18 protein-coding genes are annotated in these 18,247 nt (G+C 64.7%); 11 read left to right on the forward strand and 7 right to left on the reverse strand.

Annotation, left to right across the window (positions count from 1 at the left end):
• The coding region (xylA, locus tag XALGPE39_RS00550) for a xylose isomerase (protein WP_045728847.1) at nt 1-984 on the reverse strand (984 nt) is incomplete at its 3' end.
• A gap of 448 nt (nt 985-1,432) precedes the next feature.
• Here xylA and ttcA point away from each other — a divergent pair.
• The 3 genes from ttcA to XALGPE39_RS00565 all read left to right on the forward strand — a co-directional run bounded on the left by ttcA (nt 1,433) and on the right by XALGPE39_RS00565 (nt 4,175).
• Nucleotides 1,433-2,296, forward strand: coding sequence for a tRNA 2-thiocytidine(32) synthetase TtcA (ttcA, locus tag XALGPE39_RS00555; protein WP_045726545.1), 864 nt, complete (start codon nt 1,433-1,435; stop codon nt 2,294-2,296).
• Nucleotides 2,297-2,410: 114 nt separating this feature from the next.
• On the forward strand, nt 2,411-3,319 hold the full coding sequence (gene rdgC / locus XALGPE39_RS00560; RefSeq protein WP_045726546.1) for a recombination-associated protein RdgC: 909 nt from the start codon (nt 2,411-2,413) through the stop codon (nt 3,317-3,319).
• A gap of 76 nt (nt 3,320-3,395) precedes the next feature.
• A complete protein-coding gene (locus XALGPE39_RS00565; RefSeq protein WP_045726547.1) occupies nt 3,396-4,175 on the forward strand; it encodes a SprT family zinc-dependent metalloprotease in 780 nt (259 codons plus the stop codon).
• 384 nt (nt 4,176-4,559) lie between these two features.
• On the opposite strand, the gene XALGPE39_RS00570 is transcribed toward XALGPE39_RS00565, so the two are convergent.
• Together XALGPE39_RS00570 and hemH are read right to left on the reverse strand one after the other, a co-directional pair.
• The gene (locus XALGPE39_RS00570; RefSeq protein ID WP_045726548.1) at nt 4,560-5,402 is read right to left on the reverse strand and encodes an alpha/beta hydrolase; all 843 of its coding nucleotides are present in this window, start codon (nt 5,400-5,402) and stop codon (nt 4,560-4,562) included.
• Nucleotides 5,399-6,358: a ferrochelatase gene (gene hemH / locus XALGPE39_RS00575; RefSeq protein WP_045726549.1), complete on the reverse strand. Its 960-nt coding sequence runs from the start codon at nt 6,356-6,358 to the stop codon at nt 5,399-5,401. Before hemH ends, XALGPE39_RS00570 begins: the two co-directional genes overlap by 4 nt.
• Before the next feature lie 169 nt (nt 6,359-6,527).
• Between hemH and XALGPE39_RS00580 the strand changes: the two genes are divergently transcribed.
• The 4 genes from XALGPE39_RS00580 (at nt 6,528) to tatC (ending at nt 9,093) form a co-directional block, all read left to right on the forward strand.
• On the forward strand, nt 6,528-7,448 hold the full coding sequence (locus XALGPE39_RS00580) for a YSC84-related protein (RefSeq protein ID WP_045726550.1): 921 nt from the start codon (nt 6,528-6,530) through the stop codon (nt 7,446-7,448).
• 138 nt (nt 7,449-7,586) lie between these two features.
• Nucleotides 7,587-7,817: a Sec-independent protein translocase subunit TatA gene (tatA, locus tag XALGPE39_RS00585; protein ID WP_045726551.1), complete on the forward strand. Its 231-nt coding sequence runs from the start codon at nt 7,587-7,589 to the stop codon at nt 7,815-7,817.
• Nucleotides 7,818-7,831: 14 nt separating this feature from the next.
• Nucleotides 7,832-8,353, forward strand: coding sequence for a Sec-independent protein translocase protein TatB (tatB, locus tag XALGPE39_RS00590; protein ID WP_045726552.1), 522 nt, complete (start codon nt 7,832-7,834; stop codon nt 8,351-8,353).
• Entirely contained in the window at nt 8,350-9,093 is a 744-nt protein-coding gene (tatC, locus tag XALGPE39_RS00595) for a twin-arginine translocase subunit TatC (RefSeq protein ID WP_045726553.1), read from the forward strand. Before tatB ends, tatC begins: the two co-directional genes overlap by 4 nt.
• A gap of 256 nt (nt 9,094-9,349) precedes the next feature.
• Here tatC and XALGPE39_RS00600 read toward each other — a convergent pair whose 3' ends face one another.
• Nucleotides 9,350-10,192 carry a BPSS1780 family membrane protein gene (locus XALGPE39_RS00600; RefSeq protein ID WP_235429845.1) on the reverse strand — a complete coding sequence of 281 codons (843 nt, stop codon included), beginning with the start codon at nt 10,190-10,192 and terminating at the stop codon, nt 9,350-9,352.
• Here XALGPE39_RS00600 and XALGPE39_RS16300 point away from each other — a divergent pair.
• A complete protein-coding gene (locus tag XALGPE39_RS16300) occupies nt 10,110-10,334 on the forward strand; it encodes a hypothetical protein (protein ID WP_235429922.1) in 225 nt (74 codons plus the stop codon). The two genes, XALGPE39_RS00600 and XALGPE39_RS16300, sit on opposite strands and share 83 nt — an antisense overlap.
• Here XALGPE39_RS16300 and XALGPE39_RS00605 read toward each other — a convergent pair.
• The gene (locus XALGPE39_RS00605; RefSeq protein WP_045726555.1) at nt 10,325-11,047 is read right to left on the reverse strand and encodes a glutamine amidotransferase; all 723 of its coding nucleotides are present in this window, start codon (nt 11,045-11,047) and stop codon (nt 10,325-10,327) included. The two genes, XALGPE39_RS16300 and XALGPE39_RS00605, sit on opposite strands and share 10 nt — an antisense overlap.
• A 177-nt stretch (nt 11,048-11,224) precedes the next feature.
• On the opposite strand from XALGPE39_RS00605, the gene XALGPE39_RS00610 reads away from it, so the two are divergent.
• On the forward strand, nt 11,225-12,016 hold the full coding sequence (locus XALGPE39_RS00610) for a substrate-binding domain-containing protein (protein WP_045726556.1): 792 nt from the start codon (nt 11,225-11,227) through the stop codon (nt 12,014-12,016).
• Between the two features lie 72 nt (nt 12,017-12,088).
• Here the strand turns inward: XALGPE39_RS00610 and XALGPE39_RS00615 are convergent, their stop codons facing one another.
• Entirely contained in the window at nt 12,089-13,909 is a 1,821-nt protein-coding gene (locus XALGPE39_RS00615) for a GspE/PulE family protein (protein ID WP_045726557.1), read from the reverse strand.
• Between the two features lie 76 nt (nt 13,910-13,985).
• On the opposite strand from XALGPE39_RS00615, the gene glyQ reads away from it, so the two are divergent.
• Nucleotides 13,986-14,894 (forward strand): glycine--tRNA ligase subunit alpha, encoded by a 909-nt coding sequence (gene glyQ / locus XALGPE39_RS00620; protein WP_045726558.1) that lies wholly within the window; start codon nt 13,986-13,988, stop codon nt 14,892-14,894.
• 156 nt (nt 14,895-15,050) lie between these two features.
• Nucleotides 15,051-17,222 (forward strand): glycine--tRNA ligase subunit beta, encoded by a 2,172-nt coding sequence (glyS, locus tag XALGPE39_RS00625; RefSeq protein ID WP_045728848.1) that lies wholly within the window; start codon nt 15,051-15,053, stop codon nt 17,220-17,222.
• Nucleotides 17,223-17,376: 154 nt separating this feature from the next.
• Here glyS and XALGPE39_RS00630 read toward each other — a convergent pair whose 3' ends face one another.
• Nucleotides 17,377-18,039, reverse strand: a complete 663-nt coding sequence (locus tag XALGPE39_RS00630; RefSeq protein WP_012914645.1) for an epoxyqueuosine reductase QueH — start codon at nt 18,037-18,039, stop codon at nt 17,377-17,379.
• Between the last annotated feature and the right edge of the window lie 208 nt (nt 18,040-18,247).

The raw sequence follows: 18,247 nt of genomic DNA on the forward strand, positions 1-18,247 counted from the left end.
CCCCACCGTGTCGTACAGATCCACCGGGAACTGGTCGGTGTCCCAGCCGTTCTGTGGATTGCCGCGATTGGCATCGATGCTGCCCAGCAACCCTGCATCCGAGGCCACCTGCAAATCGTGCTCGAAACTGTGCCCGGACAGCGTGGCGTGGTTGGCCTCGATATTGAGTTTGAAATCCTTCTCCAGCCCGTGCTGACGCAGGAAACCCACCACCGTGGCGCTGTCGAAATCGTACTGGTGCTTCATCGGCTCCATCGGCTTGGGCTCGATCAGGAAATTGCCCTTGAAGCCGATGCTGCGTCCGTAGTCGCGCGCCAGGGTGAGGAAGCGCGCCAGGTGCTCCTGCTCGCGCCGCATCTGCGTGTTGTGCAGGCACGCATACCCCTCGCGACCGCCCCAGAACACGTAGTTCTCCCCGCCCAGCGCCACCGTCGCCTCCAACGCCGCCTTGACCTGCACCGCCGCGCGCGCCACCACGTCGAAATCCGGGTTGGTCGCCGCGCCATTCATGTAGCGCGGATGCGAGAACAGATTGGCCGTGCCCCACAGCAGCTTGATGCCGGTGTCGGCCTGACGCTGCTTGGCGATGCCGACCATGTGTTGCAGATTCGTCTCGTACTGGCCGATGGCCTCCGCGTCCGGGGCCAGATCCACGTCGTGGAAGCAGTAATACGGAACACCGAGTTTGGTGAAAAACTCGAACGCCGCATCGGCCTTGGCCTCGGCCCGCGCCAGCGCGTCGCTGCCGGCGTCCCACGGATAGGCGCGCGTGCCCGGGCCGAACGGATCGGCGCCGTTACCGCAGAAACTATGCCAATACGCCACCGCAAAACGCAGGTGCGCGGCCATGGACTTGCCGCCAATCTGCTTGTCGGCGTCGTACACCTTGAACGCCAGCGGGTTGTCCGAGGCCTTGCCTTCGAACGGAATGCGGCCGATGCCCGGAAAATATTCCTTGGCGCCGATGTAGACGGAGTTGCTCATGAGAAACGGATTCCTATCGAGTGGGAGAACGATGGTCGGCACGGCGTCATCGGTGTGCAGACCGTTGCCATGTCGATTGGCGCAGGCGCGTGCGTGGCAGGGGCACGCAATGCCGCCGTTGCGTCGCGCAGATGCAGCGGCGGCAGACATTGGGTATGGACCACGCGCAGCGTTCGCGCTGCGCGGTAGCGACACGAGCGCAGACGCGCCAGCGTGACCAACGATGTTAGCGCTATCATGGACGGAGTGGAAAAAGCGCCACTGCCGAAGAAAACCGACGCATGCATTGGATGCGGTTCGCAAGCCGGGACGCGCGAACTTTACCCAGCCTGCGAGCGAAACGCTTGCTGCGATGCGCCATCGCAAGACACAGCGTGCAATGTCCGGACGCGGCAGCGCATTCGGCAGCAGCGCATCCACGCCGATGCGACGACTACAATGCACCGTCATGTCTTCTTCCCTGCCCTTGCCGCAGCGTCTTGCCGATCCCGCCTCGCCCGCGCGTTCCCCATCCTCGGTGTTGGGGAAGCGCCTGTGCAGGCAGGTGGGTCAGGCCATTGCCGACTTCGGCATGATTGCCGCTGGCGACAAAGTGATGGTGTGCCTGTCCGGCGGCAAGGACAGCTACACGTTGCTGGAGATCTTGTTGCAATTGCAGCGCAAGGCGCCTGTGCCGTTCGAACTGGTCGCGGTGAACCTGGACCAGAAACAGCCGGGCTTTCCCGCCGACGTGCTGCCGGACTACCTGCGCAAGCGCGGCGTGGCTTGGCATGTGATCGAGCAGGATACCTATTCGCTGGTTACCCGGGTGGTGCCGGAGGGCAAAACCCTGTGCTCGCTCTGTTCGCGATTGCGTCGTGGCGCGCTATACCGCTACGCCGCCGAACACGGCATCAGCAAGATCGCCTTGGGCCACCACTGCGACGATATCGTCGCGACGTTTTTCATGAACCTGTTCTTCCACGCCAAACTCGCGGCGATGGCGCCGCTGCTGCGCAGCGACGACGGCCAGCACGTGGTGATCCGGCCGCTGGCTTACGTGCGCGAGCACGATATCGCCGCCTATGCGCAGGCACAAAATTTCCCGCTGATTCCCTGCACCTTGTGCGGCAGCCAGGAGACGCTGCAACGGCGCCAGGTCGGGCTGATGTTGCAACAGTGGGATCGCGAGCACCCGGGACGGGTGGAGCAAATCGCGCGGGCCATGGGTAACGTGCAGCCATCGCAACTGGCCGACCGCGCATTGTTCGATTTCGCCGCGCTCGGCGGCGGCGCGCCTGCAACCGCCTGGGCAGACGAGAGTCCAGCCTGAACGCGCTTCGCTGAACCGTTCGATGCGGTAAGCCGGCCGACGCGATGCGACAATGTCGTCTATCGCCGCGCGCAATGGCGCCGGATCGTTCCGTTTCCTTCTGCTGGATGCTCGATGTTCTTTCGCAATCTGACGCTGTTCCGCTTCCCTACGACGCTGGACTTTTCCGAGGTCGATACGCACCTGCCGGAGGCCCGGCTCAAATCGGTTGGCCCGCTGGAAATGAGTTCGCGTGGTTTCATCTCCCCGTTCGGTCGCGATGAGCAGGAAGCGCTGTCGCACCGCATCGCCGATTTTCTCTGGCTCACCGTGGGCGGGGAGGACAAGATCCTGCCCGGTTCGGTGGTCAACGACCTGCTTGCGCGCAAGGTCGCCGAAATCGAGGAAAAGGAAGGGCGCCGGCCTGGCGGTCGCGCGCGCAAACGCTTGAAAGATGACCTGATCCACGAACTGCTGCCGCGCGCCTTCGTCAAATCCTCGCGCACCGACGCGATGCTGGATCTGCAGCACGGCTACGTCGCCGTGGACACCTCCAGCCGCAAGAGCGGAGAAACCGTGATGTCGGAGATCCGTGGCCTGCTCGGCAGCTTTCCGGCGCTGCCATTGAATGCCGAGGTGGCCCCGCGCGCGATCCTCACCGGCTGGATCGCCGGCGAGCCGCTACCGGAAGGATTGAGTCTGGGCGAAGAGTGCGAGATGAAGGACCCCATCGAAGGTGGCGCGGTGGTCAAGTGCCAGCATCAGGAACTGCGCTGCGACGAGATCGACAAACACCTGGAAGCTGGCAAACAGGTCACCAAGCTGGCGCTGGTGCTGGACGACCACGTGTCCTTTGTTCTCGGCGACGATCTGGTGATCCGCAAGCTGAAGTTCCTCGACGGGGCGCTCGACCAGCTTGAGCATGCCGATCACGATGGCGTGCGCGCCGAACTGGATGCGCATTTCGCACTGATGAGCGGTGAAGTGCGACGGCTGTTCCTGCTGCTGGAAGAGGCGTTGAAGCTGAGCAAGGCCGAGACCTGAAATCAAGCGGCGTCACAATGCGCCAGAGCGTGCCTTTGTCACGATGTGTTGGTGATCGGAGAGTTATCCTGTCTGCATGCCTACTTTTCTCCGTCGCTTGCTCGCCCCGCCGCCTGCGGCGGTCGAACGCGACCTCGTCCGTCTGCGATTGGACGAGCGCGAGATCGAGGTACTGCGCGTGCGTGATCCGCGCGCTCGGCGGATCAAACTCAGCGTGGATGAACGCGGCGCGCGGCTGACCTTACCGCTGCGCGCCAGTCTGGTCGCCGGCGAGCGTTTTCTGCTCGAACACCGACAGTGGCTGGATACGCAACTGGCGCGCTACCGCGACGAGGACAGCACGCCTGGTTTGCAACGCGGTGTTCCTGGTTGGCTGCCGTTGCGCGGCGAGCGCCTACCCTTGCGTTGGAGCGAGGGTCGTTACGCGCGCTTGCAAGTCGATGCCCAGGGTGCGCAATTGCAGATCCCAGCACGCGCCAGCGACGCGGTGATTGCACGCACGCTGCGCGAATTCTACGAAGCGCAGGCGCGCGTCGATCTGGGTCGCTGGTTGCCGATGTACTTGCCATCGCTACCGCGCGCGCCAGCGCGGATCCGGCTCAAGGTGATGTCCTCGCAGTGGGGCTCGCTGGCCCCGGACGGGTCCATGGCACTGGACTTGGCGCTGGTGCTGGGTCGCTCATCGGCGTTCGAGTACGTGCTGGTCCACGAGTTGTGCCATCTGCTGCAGGCCAATCATTCGCCAGCATTCTGGCGCGAAGTGGAAGCGCGGTTCCCGGAGTGGAAAGCCGAGCGCAGTTACTTCCACACACATGGGCGCTGCCTGAAGGCGCAGTTGCGACGCTTGCTGGGTTAGCGCCTGCGCTGTACCGGTCCAAGGTACATGCGTCGTTCGTCATTGGCACGGCGGCGTCCTGGCATGGAGATGCCGACCGCTTCGCCTCAGTGCTGCGCAGACAGAACTCCATCCAGCGCCCCGCATGCCGCCTCTCCTCGCCTGCGGTAAAAACCCGATGCGATCTCCCGCGTCAGCGAGCCGTGACGGTCCTGGGTGGGAGTGCGATGCCGGCATGTCGGACGCCGGGATCGCACCGCGAACGACGTGACGGATCGCCTCCACGCCTGTTGACCGCAGGCGTGCGTGCGCCGTAAGAAAAAATAGTGCCGCATATAAATTTCACCTCCGATGCGCGGAGTCAGACATGCGCTGCGGATAATCCTGTGCACGCACGGCGTTAATTCATAGAAACGCGTGCAGCAACGCGGCTATCGCCGCGGGTTGTTCCATGTGCAGGTGATGGGTGCCGGGCAGCGTATGCACGCGGCCATCGCGTAGCTGTGCCGCCCGTTGCAGGCGCATTGGCTCGGGCAGCATGGCCTGTGCGGGATCGGCGAATATCACCAGCGTCGGGCAGTCGATGCCGGTCAGCAAGGCGAGTACTTGTGATTCTGTCTGGCGTATCGGGGTGGACTGGGTCAGCCGGCGATCGCTGCGCCAGACATAGCCGCCATCCACCTCGCGCAATCCACGCTCCACCAGGAGCCGCGCTGCGGGTTCGCTGAGTTGGTTGACCCACATGCGCGCACGCACGGGGGTGGCCAGATCGGGAAACACCCGCAACGGCGTCGCATTGACCTGGCGGCCCGTGGTCACGCTGTCGCGCAAGCGCTGTACAGCGTCGGCTTCGCTTTCGGACAGACCGCCGAGCATCTCGATCGCCACCAGCTTCTCGATCCGCTGCGGCATCGCCGCAGCCAGCAGGCTCGCGATTGCCGCGCCCATCGAGTGGCCGATCAGCACGAAACGCTCCCAACCCAGCGCATCGGCAGCGTCCAAGACCGGATGCAGGCTGCTGAACAACAGGTACTCGCTTCCCTCCGGCAACGCGGCGCTATAGCCGTGTCCGGGCATGTCCAGCATGACCAGATCCAGTTGCGGCAGATGCGCGCTCAGTGGCACGAAGCTGGCGGCATTGTCCAGCCAACCGTGCAAGGCCAGCACTTTCGGCCCCTGCGGATCGCCGCTGCGCAAGCCGGCGAGCATGCCCACTCGCGATGGACAGGTAAAGGCGCGCGGACTCATGCGGCGCGAATGGCGAGCTGCGCTAGGGCGTGGGCGTGGGCCGCCGTGTCGTTGAGACAGGGGATGTAACGCACCTGCATGCCGCGCTCGGCACAGGTCTCGACGAAACCCATCGCCACCTCCTCCAGGGTTTCCAGGCAGTCGGTGGCGAAGCCTGGGCAGAGCACGTCCACGCGTTGCATGCCTTGCGCGGCCAGTTCCCACAGGCGCGGTTCGGCATAGGGTCGCAGCCAGCGTTCGGCGCCGAAGCGCGACTGATAACCGAGTTGCCATTGGCTGGCGTCCAGGCCCAGGGCCGTGGCAATCGCCTGGGCGCTGGCCTCGCAGCGTTGCGGATACGGGTCGCCGTTGTTGGCCACCCGTTGCGGCAAGCCGTGGAAGGAAAAGAACAGCATTTCACCACGGCCATGCTGCGCCCAGTGCGCCCGCACACTGGCGGCTACCGCCTCGACCCAGGCCGGATCGGTTGGGTAGTCCTCGATCAAGTGCACCGGCAACTGCGGATTGCGCGCCTTCCAGGCCTCCACCACGTCCTCGATCGAAGCGGTGGTGGTGGTCGAATATTGCGGATACAGCGGCAGCACCACGATCCGGCGCACGCCGCCATCGCGTAGCGCGTCCAGCGTCGGTGCCAGCGCAGGTGTGCCGTAGCGCATCGCCCAGGCCACCTTGTGGTCGGGCAATGCGCGTTGCATGCCTTCGGCCAGACGCCGCGTGTACACCGCCAGCGGCGATCCGTCCGGCAGCCAGACCTGCGCGTATTTTTCAGCCGATTTCGGCGAACGCCGTGGCAGGATGATCCAGTGCAGCAGCGGCCACCAGAACAGGCGCGGAATCGCCACCACGCGCTTGTCGCCGAGAAATTCGGCCAGATAACGGGCGACCGCAGGTGCCGTGGGCGCCTCGGGCGTACCTAGGTTCACCACCAGGATGGCGGTCTCGGGTGCGTTGGACATGGGCGCATTGTGGCAGAGACTCGGTGCCGCAGTCTGACGCGTTTCTATGGCAGTGATGGGTGCGGCATCGGTGAGTCGTGGCATCGCTCATAGCCGATTCATCGGGCGATGAGTAAGTTCGGGAAGCCGCAGTATCTTAGCTGCGGATCGATCTTGGAGCCCACCCTCAATGCCCCGCCTGCCGCGCCTCGCCCTGTTGCTGAGTACCCTGCTGTTCGCCGGCCACGCCATGGCCGGTCCCGAAGAGGACGAGCGCGCCCGCAACGCCCTGCGCGTGCTGAGCGAGATTCAGAAGATCCCGGAGCAAGCCATTCCCGACAGGTTGCTCGACGAGGGCCGCGCCATCGTGGTCATTCCCGACACGCTCAAGGTCGGCATGGTGTTCGGTGGACGTCGCGGCCACGGCTTGATGTCGGTCAAGCGCCCCGATGGCACTTGGTCCAATCCAGTGTTCGTCAAGCTGACCGGCGGCAGCGTCGGGTTACAGATTGGCGTGCAGTCCTCCGATGTGGTGCTGGTGTTCCGTAACGACCGCAGCCTGGACAACATCGTCAATGGTAAGTTCACCCTGGGTGCCGATGCCGGGGTCGCCGCCGGTCCGGTCGGGCGCAATGCCGCTGCGGCCACCGACGGCGAGCTCAAGGCCGAGATCTGGTCGTGGTCGCGCGCGCGCGGGCTGTTCGCCGGCGTCGCCCTGGATGGTGCCGACTTGCAGATCGACGATGCCGCTGATCTCAACGCTTATGGCAGCAACAGCACCCCACGGATGATCTTCGAAGGCCGTACCGCCAGCCGGCCGTCCAACGATATCGTGGCATTCCGCGACAAGCTGGAAGAATCCACCTACGCCGCACGGCAAACCCGTCGCAACAACAAGGATAGCGACGATAGCGACCCAGCCCCGGCGTCCGCCGTACCTGCGCCGACGCCGGCCAGACAGGCCGCAGCGGAATCGGCGGTCGGATCGCACACCACTGACAACACCAGCACCGCGCCGTTGCAAGCACCGTCGCAAGCCCCGCAGAAGCAAGGCTTCCAGCCCGTGTCCGACGGTGAGGTCCGCACCGAGCCGCTCAACGGCAGCCACTGATTTTGGCGTCGCCGCTCGCGGCTGGGGCACCTGGCTGACGCCTGTTCAGGGGTATGCGCAGCGTGTGCGCTAAATAACGTACCCACGTCCGGTGCGTTATCCTGCGGGTTCCTCAACGACTTTTTTTGCGAGCGCATCATGGGCAGTTTTAGCATCGGGCACTGGCTGGTCGTGCTGTTGATCGTGCTGTTGATATTCGGCACCAAGCGGCTGACAGGTGGCGCCAAGGACTTGGGTAACGCGGTCAAGGAGTTCAAGAAAGGCATGCGCGAGGACGACGACAAACCCGCCGGCCAGCTCGCCGACGCCTCGCGTAGCAGTGAATCGTCGCGCCAGACCCAGGCCGAGCACGACCGCGACGCGCGCTGACAGGACGGCGTGGCGTGTTCGATATCGGATTCAGCGAACTGCTGGTAATCGCAGTGGTGGCGTTGGTGGTACTCGGCCCGGAGCGCTTGCCTAAGGCGGCGCGTTTTGCGGGGTTGTGGGTGCGTCGTGCCCGCGCGCAATGGGACTCGGTGAAGCAAGAGCTGGAGCGCGAACTGGAAGCGGAGGAGCTCAAGCGCAGCCTGCGCGACGTGCAAGCCTCGCTGCGCCAAGCCGAGACCCAACTACGCGACAGTGGTCAGCAATTGCAACGCGAAACCGAAGCCCTGCGCCGCGAGATCGATCCGACCACACCGGCCGTCTCCACCGAGACCGTGGAAACAGCCTCGGCCTCGGAGCCGCCGTTTGCTGCCAGCCCCGCGCTGCCGTCAACGCCGACCGCTACAGCCGAGCCACTTGCCGAGGTGTCTGCATCGTCGGCAACGCCGCACACCACCGCCGCGCACCCACCGACCGCAGACACCGCGCCGTCGGCTCCGGTCCAGCCTCCTTCCGCTGACCCGACAGCCCCGCGATGAACCCCGAAGCCGAGAGCAGCCTGATCGAACACCTGATCGAACTGCGTGCGCGCCTGATGCGTGCGCTGATCGGTCTGGCCGTGGTGGTGGTGGTTTTGCTACCGTTCTCCAAGCGCATCTACACCTGGCTGGCCGCGCCGATGCTGGCGCAGTTGCCGGTCGGACAGAGCGTGATTGCCACGCATCCGGCCGGCGCGGTCATTGCCCCGCTCAAATTGGCGTTCTTTTTGGGCGTCTTCATCGCCGTGCCCTGGCTGCTGTACCAAGCCTGGGCCTTCGTTGCCCCCGGTTTGTACCAGCGCGAGAAGCGTCTGGCGTTGCCACTGCTGGCATCGGCGGTGCTGCTGTTCTATCTCGGCTGCGCGTTCGCCTACTTTCTGGTGTTGCCGGGGGTGTTTCACTTCCTGACCACGTTCAAGCCGGACGTGATCCAGCTCACTCCGGACGCCGGGTCTTATCTGGATTTCGTCCTGGCGATTTTCTTCGCCTTCGGCGTCAGCTTCGAGTTGCCGGTCGCGCTGGTGATCCTTGCCCTACTCGGTTGGGTAACACCGCAGCAACTGCGCGAGGGCCGTGGTTACGCGGTGGTGGGCATCTTCGTGTTGGCTGCCTTGTTGACCCCGCCAGACGTGGTCTCGCAATTGATGCTGGCCATTCCGATGTGTCTGCTTTACGAGTTGGGCATCATCGCCGCCAGCGCAGTGACCAAGAAGCCGTCGGAAATGCAGATCCGCGACTAAAGCTCACAAAGCGACTGCGTCGCCGCCGGACAGGCACGGGCAGTGTTCGGAATTCTCACACCTGTCCATTGCGGTTCCTGCGCGCTGTCCACGTCGTACCCGATGATCGCGACTTACGAGGTTTTGTTAGCCACTCTACAGCGTAGCTGAGGAATTTCAGCCAAGCTGTTCTACCCAGGTGCCGCAACGGCCGGCAGCAGTGGATCGGGGAGCCGCCCGAACAGCTCGGCTTTTCAGGGATTCGGTCAGTCGCCTCTCAAGCGACAAACACATTGGACGGCGGCTGCGGCACGGTCGCTGCGGGATGATCGGGATGCTTGAACATCTGCTTCCACGCCGCGTACACCATGCCGGCCAGCGTCGGCATCACCAGAGCCATGAGCAGCACCTGTGTGATCAGGGTCGCGACCATGGCGCCGACAATGGCCTGGAGCACCAGCATCACCAGTGCCAGCACGAAGTACAGCGCAAAGGTGGCGATGAAGGCCAGCACGCAGAACACCAACATCGCCGGCACGTTGTGCAGGCAGGCGCGCAGGCTGTAGCGCATCGCGGTCAGGCCGTTGCGGCCATCGAACATCACCTGCGGCGCGAACAGGAACAGCGTCAGCATGACCATCACGAAACCGATCGCCATCAGCAGTACCCACAGCAGGATGCGCATCGCCGGCAGGGTTTGCACCAGTTGCTCCACCTGTGCGGGATCTGGTTGCGCATTCGACTGGCTGAGCTCGTTGAGCTTGTTCATCACCGTGACCAGCTGCTGCCATCCGCTCGGCCCCACCACCACCATGGCAAGGATGCCCAGTGCCAGGACGACGACCAATTGCGGCAACAACGCCACCAGTAAATGCGGCGCGCGCCCCGCCTGCAGGCCTTGCAGCAGGTGCGCCGGTTGTGGGCTGCGGCCCTGGTCCACCTCGCGCGCGGCCCAGACCAGCCCACCGAACAGCAGCGGTCCGGCCAGACCAATCAGCAGTTGCGCCAGCATGCCGAGGTTCGGGTGGAGACTCCCCATGAACACGGCGATTATCATGGCCAATCCCCAGATTGCGCCCAGCCGACCCAGCGCCCATGGCGCCCGCCGCAGGAGCGACATCCCGCTCAATAGCCATTCCGCGCCGGCCGAAGCCGGCAGCTTGCGAATTTCGATCATTGCCAATCCGAAGTGGGGGACGCCGTACAGCGCGGCGAAGATGCAGATTATCGTGGTTTTGCCTGGTCGTCGTCGTCAAGACTGAGCACGCGCGTGCTGAACGAAGCGTCGTAGCAGCTTGCGCGCCAACGGCGCAGCGCTGACCTCGCGGGCGATGGTACGGGCGCAGCGTCCCGCACGGCGTAGACAGTCGGCCCGCGCCTTCACGTAGCCACGCATATGGTGGGTGGCGAACTCCGGATGAAACTGTACGCCCCAGGTTGCCTGGCCCCAGCGTAGCGCCTGGCACTGGTCCTGCGCCGAATGCGCCAGCACGCTGGCACCGGGCGGTGCGCGCAGCACGGTCTGCAGATGGGTGGCGTGCACAGGGAAATGTTCCGGCAGACCGTAGAACAACGGGTCGTCGGCGGCCTGAGGAGATAACGCGATCTGCACCGTGCCCGATTCGCGTCCGGCTGGGTTGTAAGCCACCTCCCCGCCCAGCGCGTGTGCCAGCAACTGGTGGCCGTAACAGATGCCCAGCAGCGGCATTCCCGCGTGGGCGGCTTCGCGCAGCCAGTCGGCGGAACGCTCGCTCCAGTCGGCGCGATCGGTGACGAATGCAGCCGACCCGGTGATGATGACCCCGGCGAAATCGCGGCGATCCGGCAGCGCAGCCCCTGCGGCGACGTTGGCGACCACGATATCGCGCTCGGCCAGACCGGCGGCGACGCGGATCCAGTGCGGAAAGCGACCGTAGCGCCGCATTGTGGGCACTGGCTCGCCAGTTTCGAGGATCAGGAACGGCACAGCGGACATACGCAGCAAGGCAACGACATGGATCGATTCTAAATGGCCGCGGGGCCATTTTTTCAAGTCCGGCCGGCGTCGACGGCATCAGCATATAACGTGGGTAAACCCAGCACTTCGCTTGGCGTCCCTGGACTGGTTACACTCGGCGTTCATGTGCAGTCAGGCATCGCAGGGATCTTCGGCATGCTGAAACTCTTGAAATCACTGATGCTCGCTGGGGTGTTGATCGCCTCCGGCGCCTGCGTTGCGGTCACTCCGGTCAAGCCCACCACCCTCACCGTGCTCAGTTCCGGCGGCATCATGGGGGCGATACGCGCAATCGCGCCGGGCTACGAACAGGCGACCGGGGTGAAGCTGCACATCGAGGCGGCGCCGTCGATGGGCGACACGCCGCAGGCCATCCCCAATCGCCTCGCCCACAATGAGCCGGCGGACGTGCTGTTGATGGTCGGTTCGGCGCTCGACACGCTGGTCGCCACGGGACAGGCGCGCAAGGCCAGTCGGGTGGATTTGGGCAAATCCTATATCGCCATGGCGGTCAAAGAGGGCGCGGCCAAGCCGGATATCTCCAGCATGGACGCTTTCCGCAAGACCCTGCTGGACAGCAAGTCGGTGGCGTATTCCGACAGTGCCAGTGGCGTATACCTGTCGCATGAACTGTTCCCGCGGATGCGGCTCGGCGATGCCTTCGCCGCCAAGGCGCGGATGATTCCCGCCGAGCCAGTGGGCGCCGTGGTCGCGCGCGGCCAGGCGCAACTCGGGTTCCAGCAATTGAGCGAGCTGAAGCCGGTGCCTGGCATCACCATCGTTGGCCTGATTCCCCAGCAGGCGCAAAAGATGACCCTGTATTCCGGTGCCGTCGCTACGTCCAGCACGCAGCCGGAGGCAGCCCAGGCGCTATTGAATTACATGGCGTCTAAGGACGCTGCCAAGGCTATCGAGGAGAGTGGCCTCACGCCCCTCGTCGCAAAGTAACAGCGAAGATCAAGGCCATGGCCCTGCCACTGTGCCGGCAAGGGCGGTGCCCGGAATCCCCGAGCCGCCGGCTCACTCGCGCGGTGGCAATACCGATAACACTTCTTCCAGGGTGGTCAGGCCGGCGGCGACCTTTTCCAGGCCCGCGCGGCGCAGGGTGCGCACGCCTTCGGCCTGTGCGGTACGGCTGAAGCCGGCCAGGTCCATGTCGGCGCGGATCAGGCTGCGCAGACGCGGCCCGATCGGCAGCAGTTCGTACAGACCGACCCGGCCCAGGTAGCCGGTGCGGCGGCATTCCAGGCAGCCGACCGGCGCATAGGTTTGCATCTGCTCGGGCAAGGCTTCGCCCGGCTCGCGCAGCGCGTCCCATTCGTGTGCTTCCAGCGTGTGCGGGCGTTTGCAGTGGTTGCACAGCGTGCGTACCAGACGCTGCGCCAGCACGCCGTTGAGGGTGGAAGCGACCAGATAATGCGGCACGCCCAGGTCGAGCAGGCGGGTGATCGCCGAGGGTGCATCGTTGGTATGCAGGGTGGATAGCACCAAGTGTCCGGTCAGCGAGGCCTGTACCGCCATCTGCGCGGTTTCCAGGTCGCGGATTTCGCCGATCATGATGATGTCCGGGTCCTGCCGCAGCAGGGTGCGCACGCCACTGGCGAAGTCCAGGTCGATATTGGGCTGCACCTGCATCTGGTTGAACTCGGGCGCGATCATCTCGATCGGGTCTTCCACGCTGCACACGTTCACGTCCGCCGTGGCCAGACGCTTGAGTGTGGAGTACAGGGTGGTGGTCTTACCCGAACCGGTCGGGCCAGTGACCAGCACGATGCCGTGCGGACGCTCCACCAGCGCGTTCCAGCCGGCCGCTTCCTGAGGACTGAAACCGAGCTGGTCCACGCTCTTGAACGCTGCGTCCGGGTCGAAGATGCGCATCACGCACTTCTCGCCGAATGCGGTGGGCATGGTCGACAGGCGCATTTCGGTCTCGCGCCCCCCGGGCGAGCGGGTTTTGATGCGCCCGTCCTGCGGGCGTCGGCGCTCGGCCAGGTCCATGCGCCCGAGCACCTTGATCCGGCTGACGATGGCGTTCATCACCGCCGGCGGCACTTCCAGCACCTTGTGCAGCACGCCGTCGATGCGAAAGCGCATGCGTCCGGCCTCGCGCCGCGGCTCCAGGTGGATGTCGCTGGCGCGCTGTTCGTAGGCGTACTGCAACAGCCAATCGACGATGTGCACGATGTGGTGATCGTCGGCGTTGACGTCGCCGCCACGGCCCAGTTCCACCAGTTGTTCGAAGCTGGGCAGGCTGCTGCTCTGCTCGCCGCGCCCGTCCTTGGCCCCGCGCACCGAGCGGGTCACACCGAAGAACTCCATCGTGTAGCGATGCAGATCCAGCGGATTGACCACCGCGATCTCGATACGGCGACGCGCCAGGTGTTGCAGATCGCCGAGCCAGTCCAGTGCCAGCGGTTCGCTGGTCGCCACCAGTAAGCGTTCCGGTTCCAGCGCCAGCGGCAGAATGCGGTGGCGACGCGCGTAGGCATGCGAGACCACCGCAGTCACTGCGGCCACGTCCACGCGGGTCGGGTCGATGCGCAGATAGCGCAGGCCGCAGCGCTGCGCCAGCCATTCGGTCAAGCGTTCCAGGCTCAGTTCGCTGCCCGGCGGCTGGATCGCCGGCAGTTTGAGATTGGATAGCAGCACCAGGGGATGCACATCGCTGACCGTGCGCGCGGTCTGCGCCGAGAACTGCATGCGGCCGCGTTCTTCCGGCGCGACCAAGCCGTCGGCGAGTAAGGCGGCGGCCACACGCTCGACGGTCAACCGACCCGGTGGCAACGACACCGGGCTGGATGCGGGCAAGCCGAGCGGCGGCGCGGCGGATCGCGAATCCATGGTCGTGCTCCGGTGCGCGGAAGTGTCCGCGAGTCGGTCGCTATACTAGCGCACCCCTCAACCGGCCCCCCGCTCGATGTCCGTTTCCCGGTCCGTTCCGATCACGTTCCAGGGTTTGATCCAGACCCTCAACCAGTTCTGGGCGCAGCACGGCTGCGTGCTGATCCAACCGTTGGACTTGGAAGTGGGTGCCGGCACGTTCCATCCGGCCACGTTCCTGCGCGCACTCGGTCCCGAGCCGTGGAACGCGGCCTATGTGCAGCCGAGCCGCCGTCCCACCGATGGCCGCTACGGCGAGAATCCGAACCGCTTGCAGCGCTACTACCAGTACCAGGTCGCGATGAAGCCCAACCCGGACAACATCCAGCAGTTGTACCTGGAGTCGTTGCGCGCGCTGGGTATCGATCCACTGGTACACGATCTGCGTTTTGTCGAGGACAACTGGGAATCGCCCACGCTCGGCGCCTGGGGCCTGGGCTGGGAAGTCTGGCTCAATGGCATGGAAGTCACTCAGTTCACCTACTTCCAACAGGCCGGTGGCCTGGAGTGCAAACCGGTGCTGGGCGAGATCACCTACGGTCTTGAACGGCTGTGCATGTACCTGCAGAACTGCGACAACGTGTACGACTTGATCTGGACCTACGGCCCCGACGGCACGCCAGTCACCTACGGCGACGTCTACCACCAGAACGAGGTGGAGCAGAGCGCGTACAACTTCGAACACGCCGACGTGGCCGAATTGTTCCACCGTTTCGACGCCTGCGAGCGCGAAGCGCAGACGCTGGTCGAAGTGGGACTGCCATTGCCGGCTTACGAACAGGTCACCAAGGCCAGCCATGCGTTCAACCTGCTGGATGCGCGCCGGGCGATCTCGGTCACCGAGCGCCAGCGCTACATCCTGCGCGTGCGCGCGCTGGCGCAAGCGGTGGCCAAAGCCTACTACGCGCAGCGCGAGAAGCTCGGTTTCCCCGGCGTAAAGCGCTAGTCCCGTGGGCGCGTGCCTGCCGGACGTTTCTTTGCGCTACCGCTTGCTTGGCGATGGCGGCTGGCGATCCATGGCGAAGACCGCGATGCGCGCGGTACGCCGAACGACACAATCGATTGGGCGCGGCGCACTGCCGACGCCTCGGAAGGACGTGATATGAGCATGCATCCCCTGCTGATCGAACTGGGTACCGAAGAACTGCCAGTCAAGGCATTGCCGGGCCTGGCCCAGGCTTTGTTCGATGGCGTGATCGCCGGGCTGGACAAGCGCGGCATCGCGGTGGAGCGCGGCGACGCCAAGCCGCTGTCCACCCCGCGCCGGCTGGCCGTGCTGCTGCCCGGCGTGGCCGCCGAACAGCCTGAGCAGCGCGCGGAAGTGCTTGGCCCGTATCTCAACATCGCCCTGGATGCCGACGGCCAGCCGACCAAGGCCCTGGAAGGTTTTGCGGCCAAGGCCGGGATTGCCTGGACCGCGTTGGAACGCACCCGCGACGCCAAGGGCGAGCGCTTTGTGCACCGCGCGGTGCATCCCGGTGCGCGCACTGCGACCCTGCTGCCGGACATCCTCCGCGAGGCAATCGCCGCGATGCCCATCCCCAAGCCAATGCGTTGGGGCGATCACGACTATGGTTTCGCGCGGCCCGTGCAGTGGTTGGTGCTGTTGTTCGGCAACGAGGTGGTGCCCGCGCACTTGCTCGGCGTGCAGGCCGACCGGCACAGCCGTGGCCATCGCTTCCTGCACGATGCGCCGGTGACGCTGGCGCAGCCGGGCGACTACGTGGCCGCGTTGCAGGCGGCGCAGGTGCTGGTGGACCCGGACGTGCGCCGCGCGCGCATCGTCGCCGAGGTTGAGCAGGCCGCGCGTCAGGCTGGTGGCCGTGCGCGCATCGCCGAGGACAATCTGGTGCAGGTGGTGAACCTGGTGGAATGGCCGTCGGCGGTGCTGTGCCGCTTCGAGCCGGCGTTCCTGGCGGTACCGCAGGAAGCGCTGATCGAAACGATGGAAAGCAACCAGAAGTTCTTCCCGGTGCTGGATGCCGACGGCAAGCTCACCGAACATTTCATCGGCATCGCCAACATCGTCTCGCGCGACGTCGCCGAAGTCGCCAAGGGCTACGAGCGGGTGATCCGTCCGCGCTTCGCCGACGCCAAGTTCTTCTTCGACGAAGACCTCAAGCAAGGTCTGCAGGCGATGGGTGCGGGTCTGGCCGGCGTGACCTATCAGGCCAAGCTCGGCAGCCTGGCCGACAAGGTGCGGCGCGTGGCCGCACTGGCCGAGGCGATTGCCGTGCAAGTGGGGGCCGATCCGGCGCAGGCGCGCCGCGCCGCCGAACTGAGCAAGAACGACCTGCAATCGCGCATGGTCAACGAATTCCCCGAACTGCAAGGCATTGCCGGCCGTTATTACGCTATCGCCGCTGGCGAACCACGTGAGATTGCGCTGGCCATCGACGAAGCCTACCAACCGCGTTTCGCTGGCGACGCTATCGCGCTGTCGCCGTTGGGCAAGGTGCTGGCCATCGCCGAACGCCTGGACACGCTGGCCGGTGGGTTTGCCGCAGGGCTGAAGCCCACCGGCAACAAGGACCCGTTCGCGCTGCGGCGCAATGCGTTGGGCTTGGCGCGGACGGTGATTGAGAGTGGGTTTGATCTCAACCTGCGCACGTTCCTTAATCAAGCGTTGGATGCGGTTGCGTTTGCAAAAACGCAACAAAAAGATAAGCAGGCTGAGCATGCCGCCGCAACGGCACGTGCTTCAGGCGTGCAGGCCCAGGCGATCCCGAACGTGGGTGGCACCACGCTTGCCGAGCTTGAGGAACTCTATGACTTCATCCTCGACCGCCTGCGTGGCTATTACGCCGACAAGGGTGTGCCGGCGACGCATTTCAATGCGGTCGCGGAACTGAAGGTGGCCTCGCTGTACGACCTCGACCGCCGCATCGACGCCATCGGCACCTTCGCCGCCTTGCCGGAAGCCGACGCCTTGGCCGCCGCGAACAAGCGCATTCGCAATATTCTGCGCAAGGCCGAGGACGCGATTCCCGCGCAGGTCGATGCAGCGCTGCTGCGCGAGCCGGCCGAGCGCGCGCTGGCTGAAGCAGTGGAAGCGGCAATCGCCGAGACCGACGGTGCTCTGCGTCAGCGCGATTACGTCAGCGTGCTGAATGTGCTGGCGCGGCTGCGGCCGCAAGTGGACGCGTTCTTCGATGGCGTGATGGTCAACGCCGAGGACCCGGCGCTGCGTGGTAACCGCCTGGCGCTGCTCAAGCGCTTGAGCGAGCGCCTGGGCAGTGTCGCCGCAATCGAACATCTTTCCTCGGCCAACTAAGCCCGTATCGTCCCGTTTTCCGCCATCGGCAAACGCGCAGGCGAATGAACATCGCCAGTCTCATGGCTGGCGCGATACGGCACGCGGGGACTGTCTCTAGGCAGCGCCGACCGGACGATTGGTCAGCGCCTGCCTACTGGCACTGGATTGCCGATTATTTCGATTCCGCCTCGTTGTCGCCGTAGAACACCAAGCCCAAGCGAATGCGCTCGCGGCCTTGTTCGCGGCGATGGCGATTGGTGTCGCGCAAGGAATAGACGCAGCCGCAGTATTCCTGCTGGTAGAAGCGCTCGCGCTTGCTGATTTCGATCATCCGCGCGGAACCGCCGTGCTTGCGCCAGTTGTAGTCCCAGTAAGTCAGCCCATCGTAAGGCGCGGCGGCGCGGATGCCGCTGTCGGTGATCTGCTGCATGTTCTTCCAGCGCGAAATCCCCAGCGAACTGGTGATAACCGGAAACCCATGTTCGTGGGCATACAACGCCGTGCGCTCGAAGCGCATGTCGAAGCACATGGTGCAACGGATGCCACGCTCGGGCTCGTTCTCCATGCCTTTGGCGCGCGCGAACCAGTTATCGGTGTCGTAATCGGCGTCGATGAACGGCACGCCGTGTTGCTCGGCGAAGCGGATGTTCTCCTGCTTACGCAGTTCGTATTCCTTGGCCGGATGAATATTGGGGTTGTAGAAGAACACGGTGTAATCGATACCGGATTCGACGAACGCTTCCATCAACTCGCCCGAACACGGCGCGCAACACGAATGCAGCAGCAGGCGGTCGCCGCCACCAGGCAAGACAAGTTGTTCACGTGTGTTACTCATAGGCGCTTCCTGATCGGCTTCACGACGCTGGAGACATCCAGGCCGCCATCGCCCTGGCGGCGGTTCATTTTTAAGGGCGAAGGGCCAGTTTACCAAACACGCCTCTCATCCCGATGATGGCTGCGGCTCGGGATGCGCAGTCGGTTAGCGGATGACGCCCGTTGAATCAAGTCGTGCGATTGACGAAAAATTAACTCTGGCCCTATTG

This window comes from Xanthomonas sp. GPE 39, assembly GCF_000963005.1.
Taxonomy (GTDB): Bacteria; Pseudomonadota; Gammaproteobacteria; order Xanthomonadales; family Xanthomonadaceae; genus Xanthomonas_A.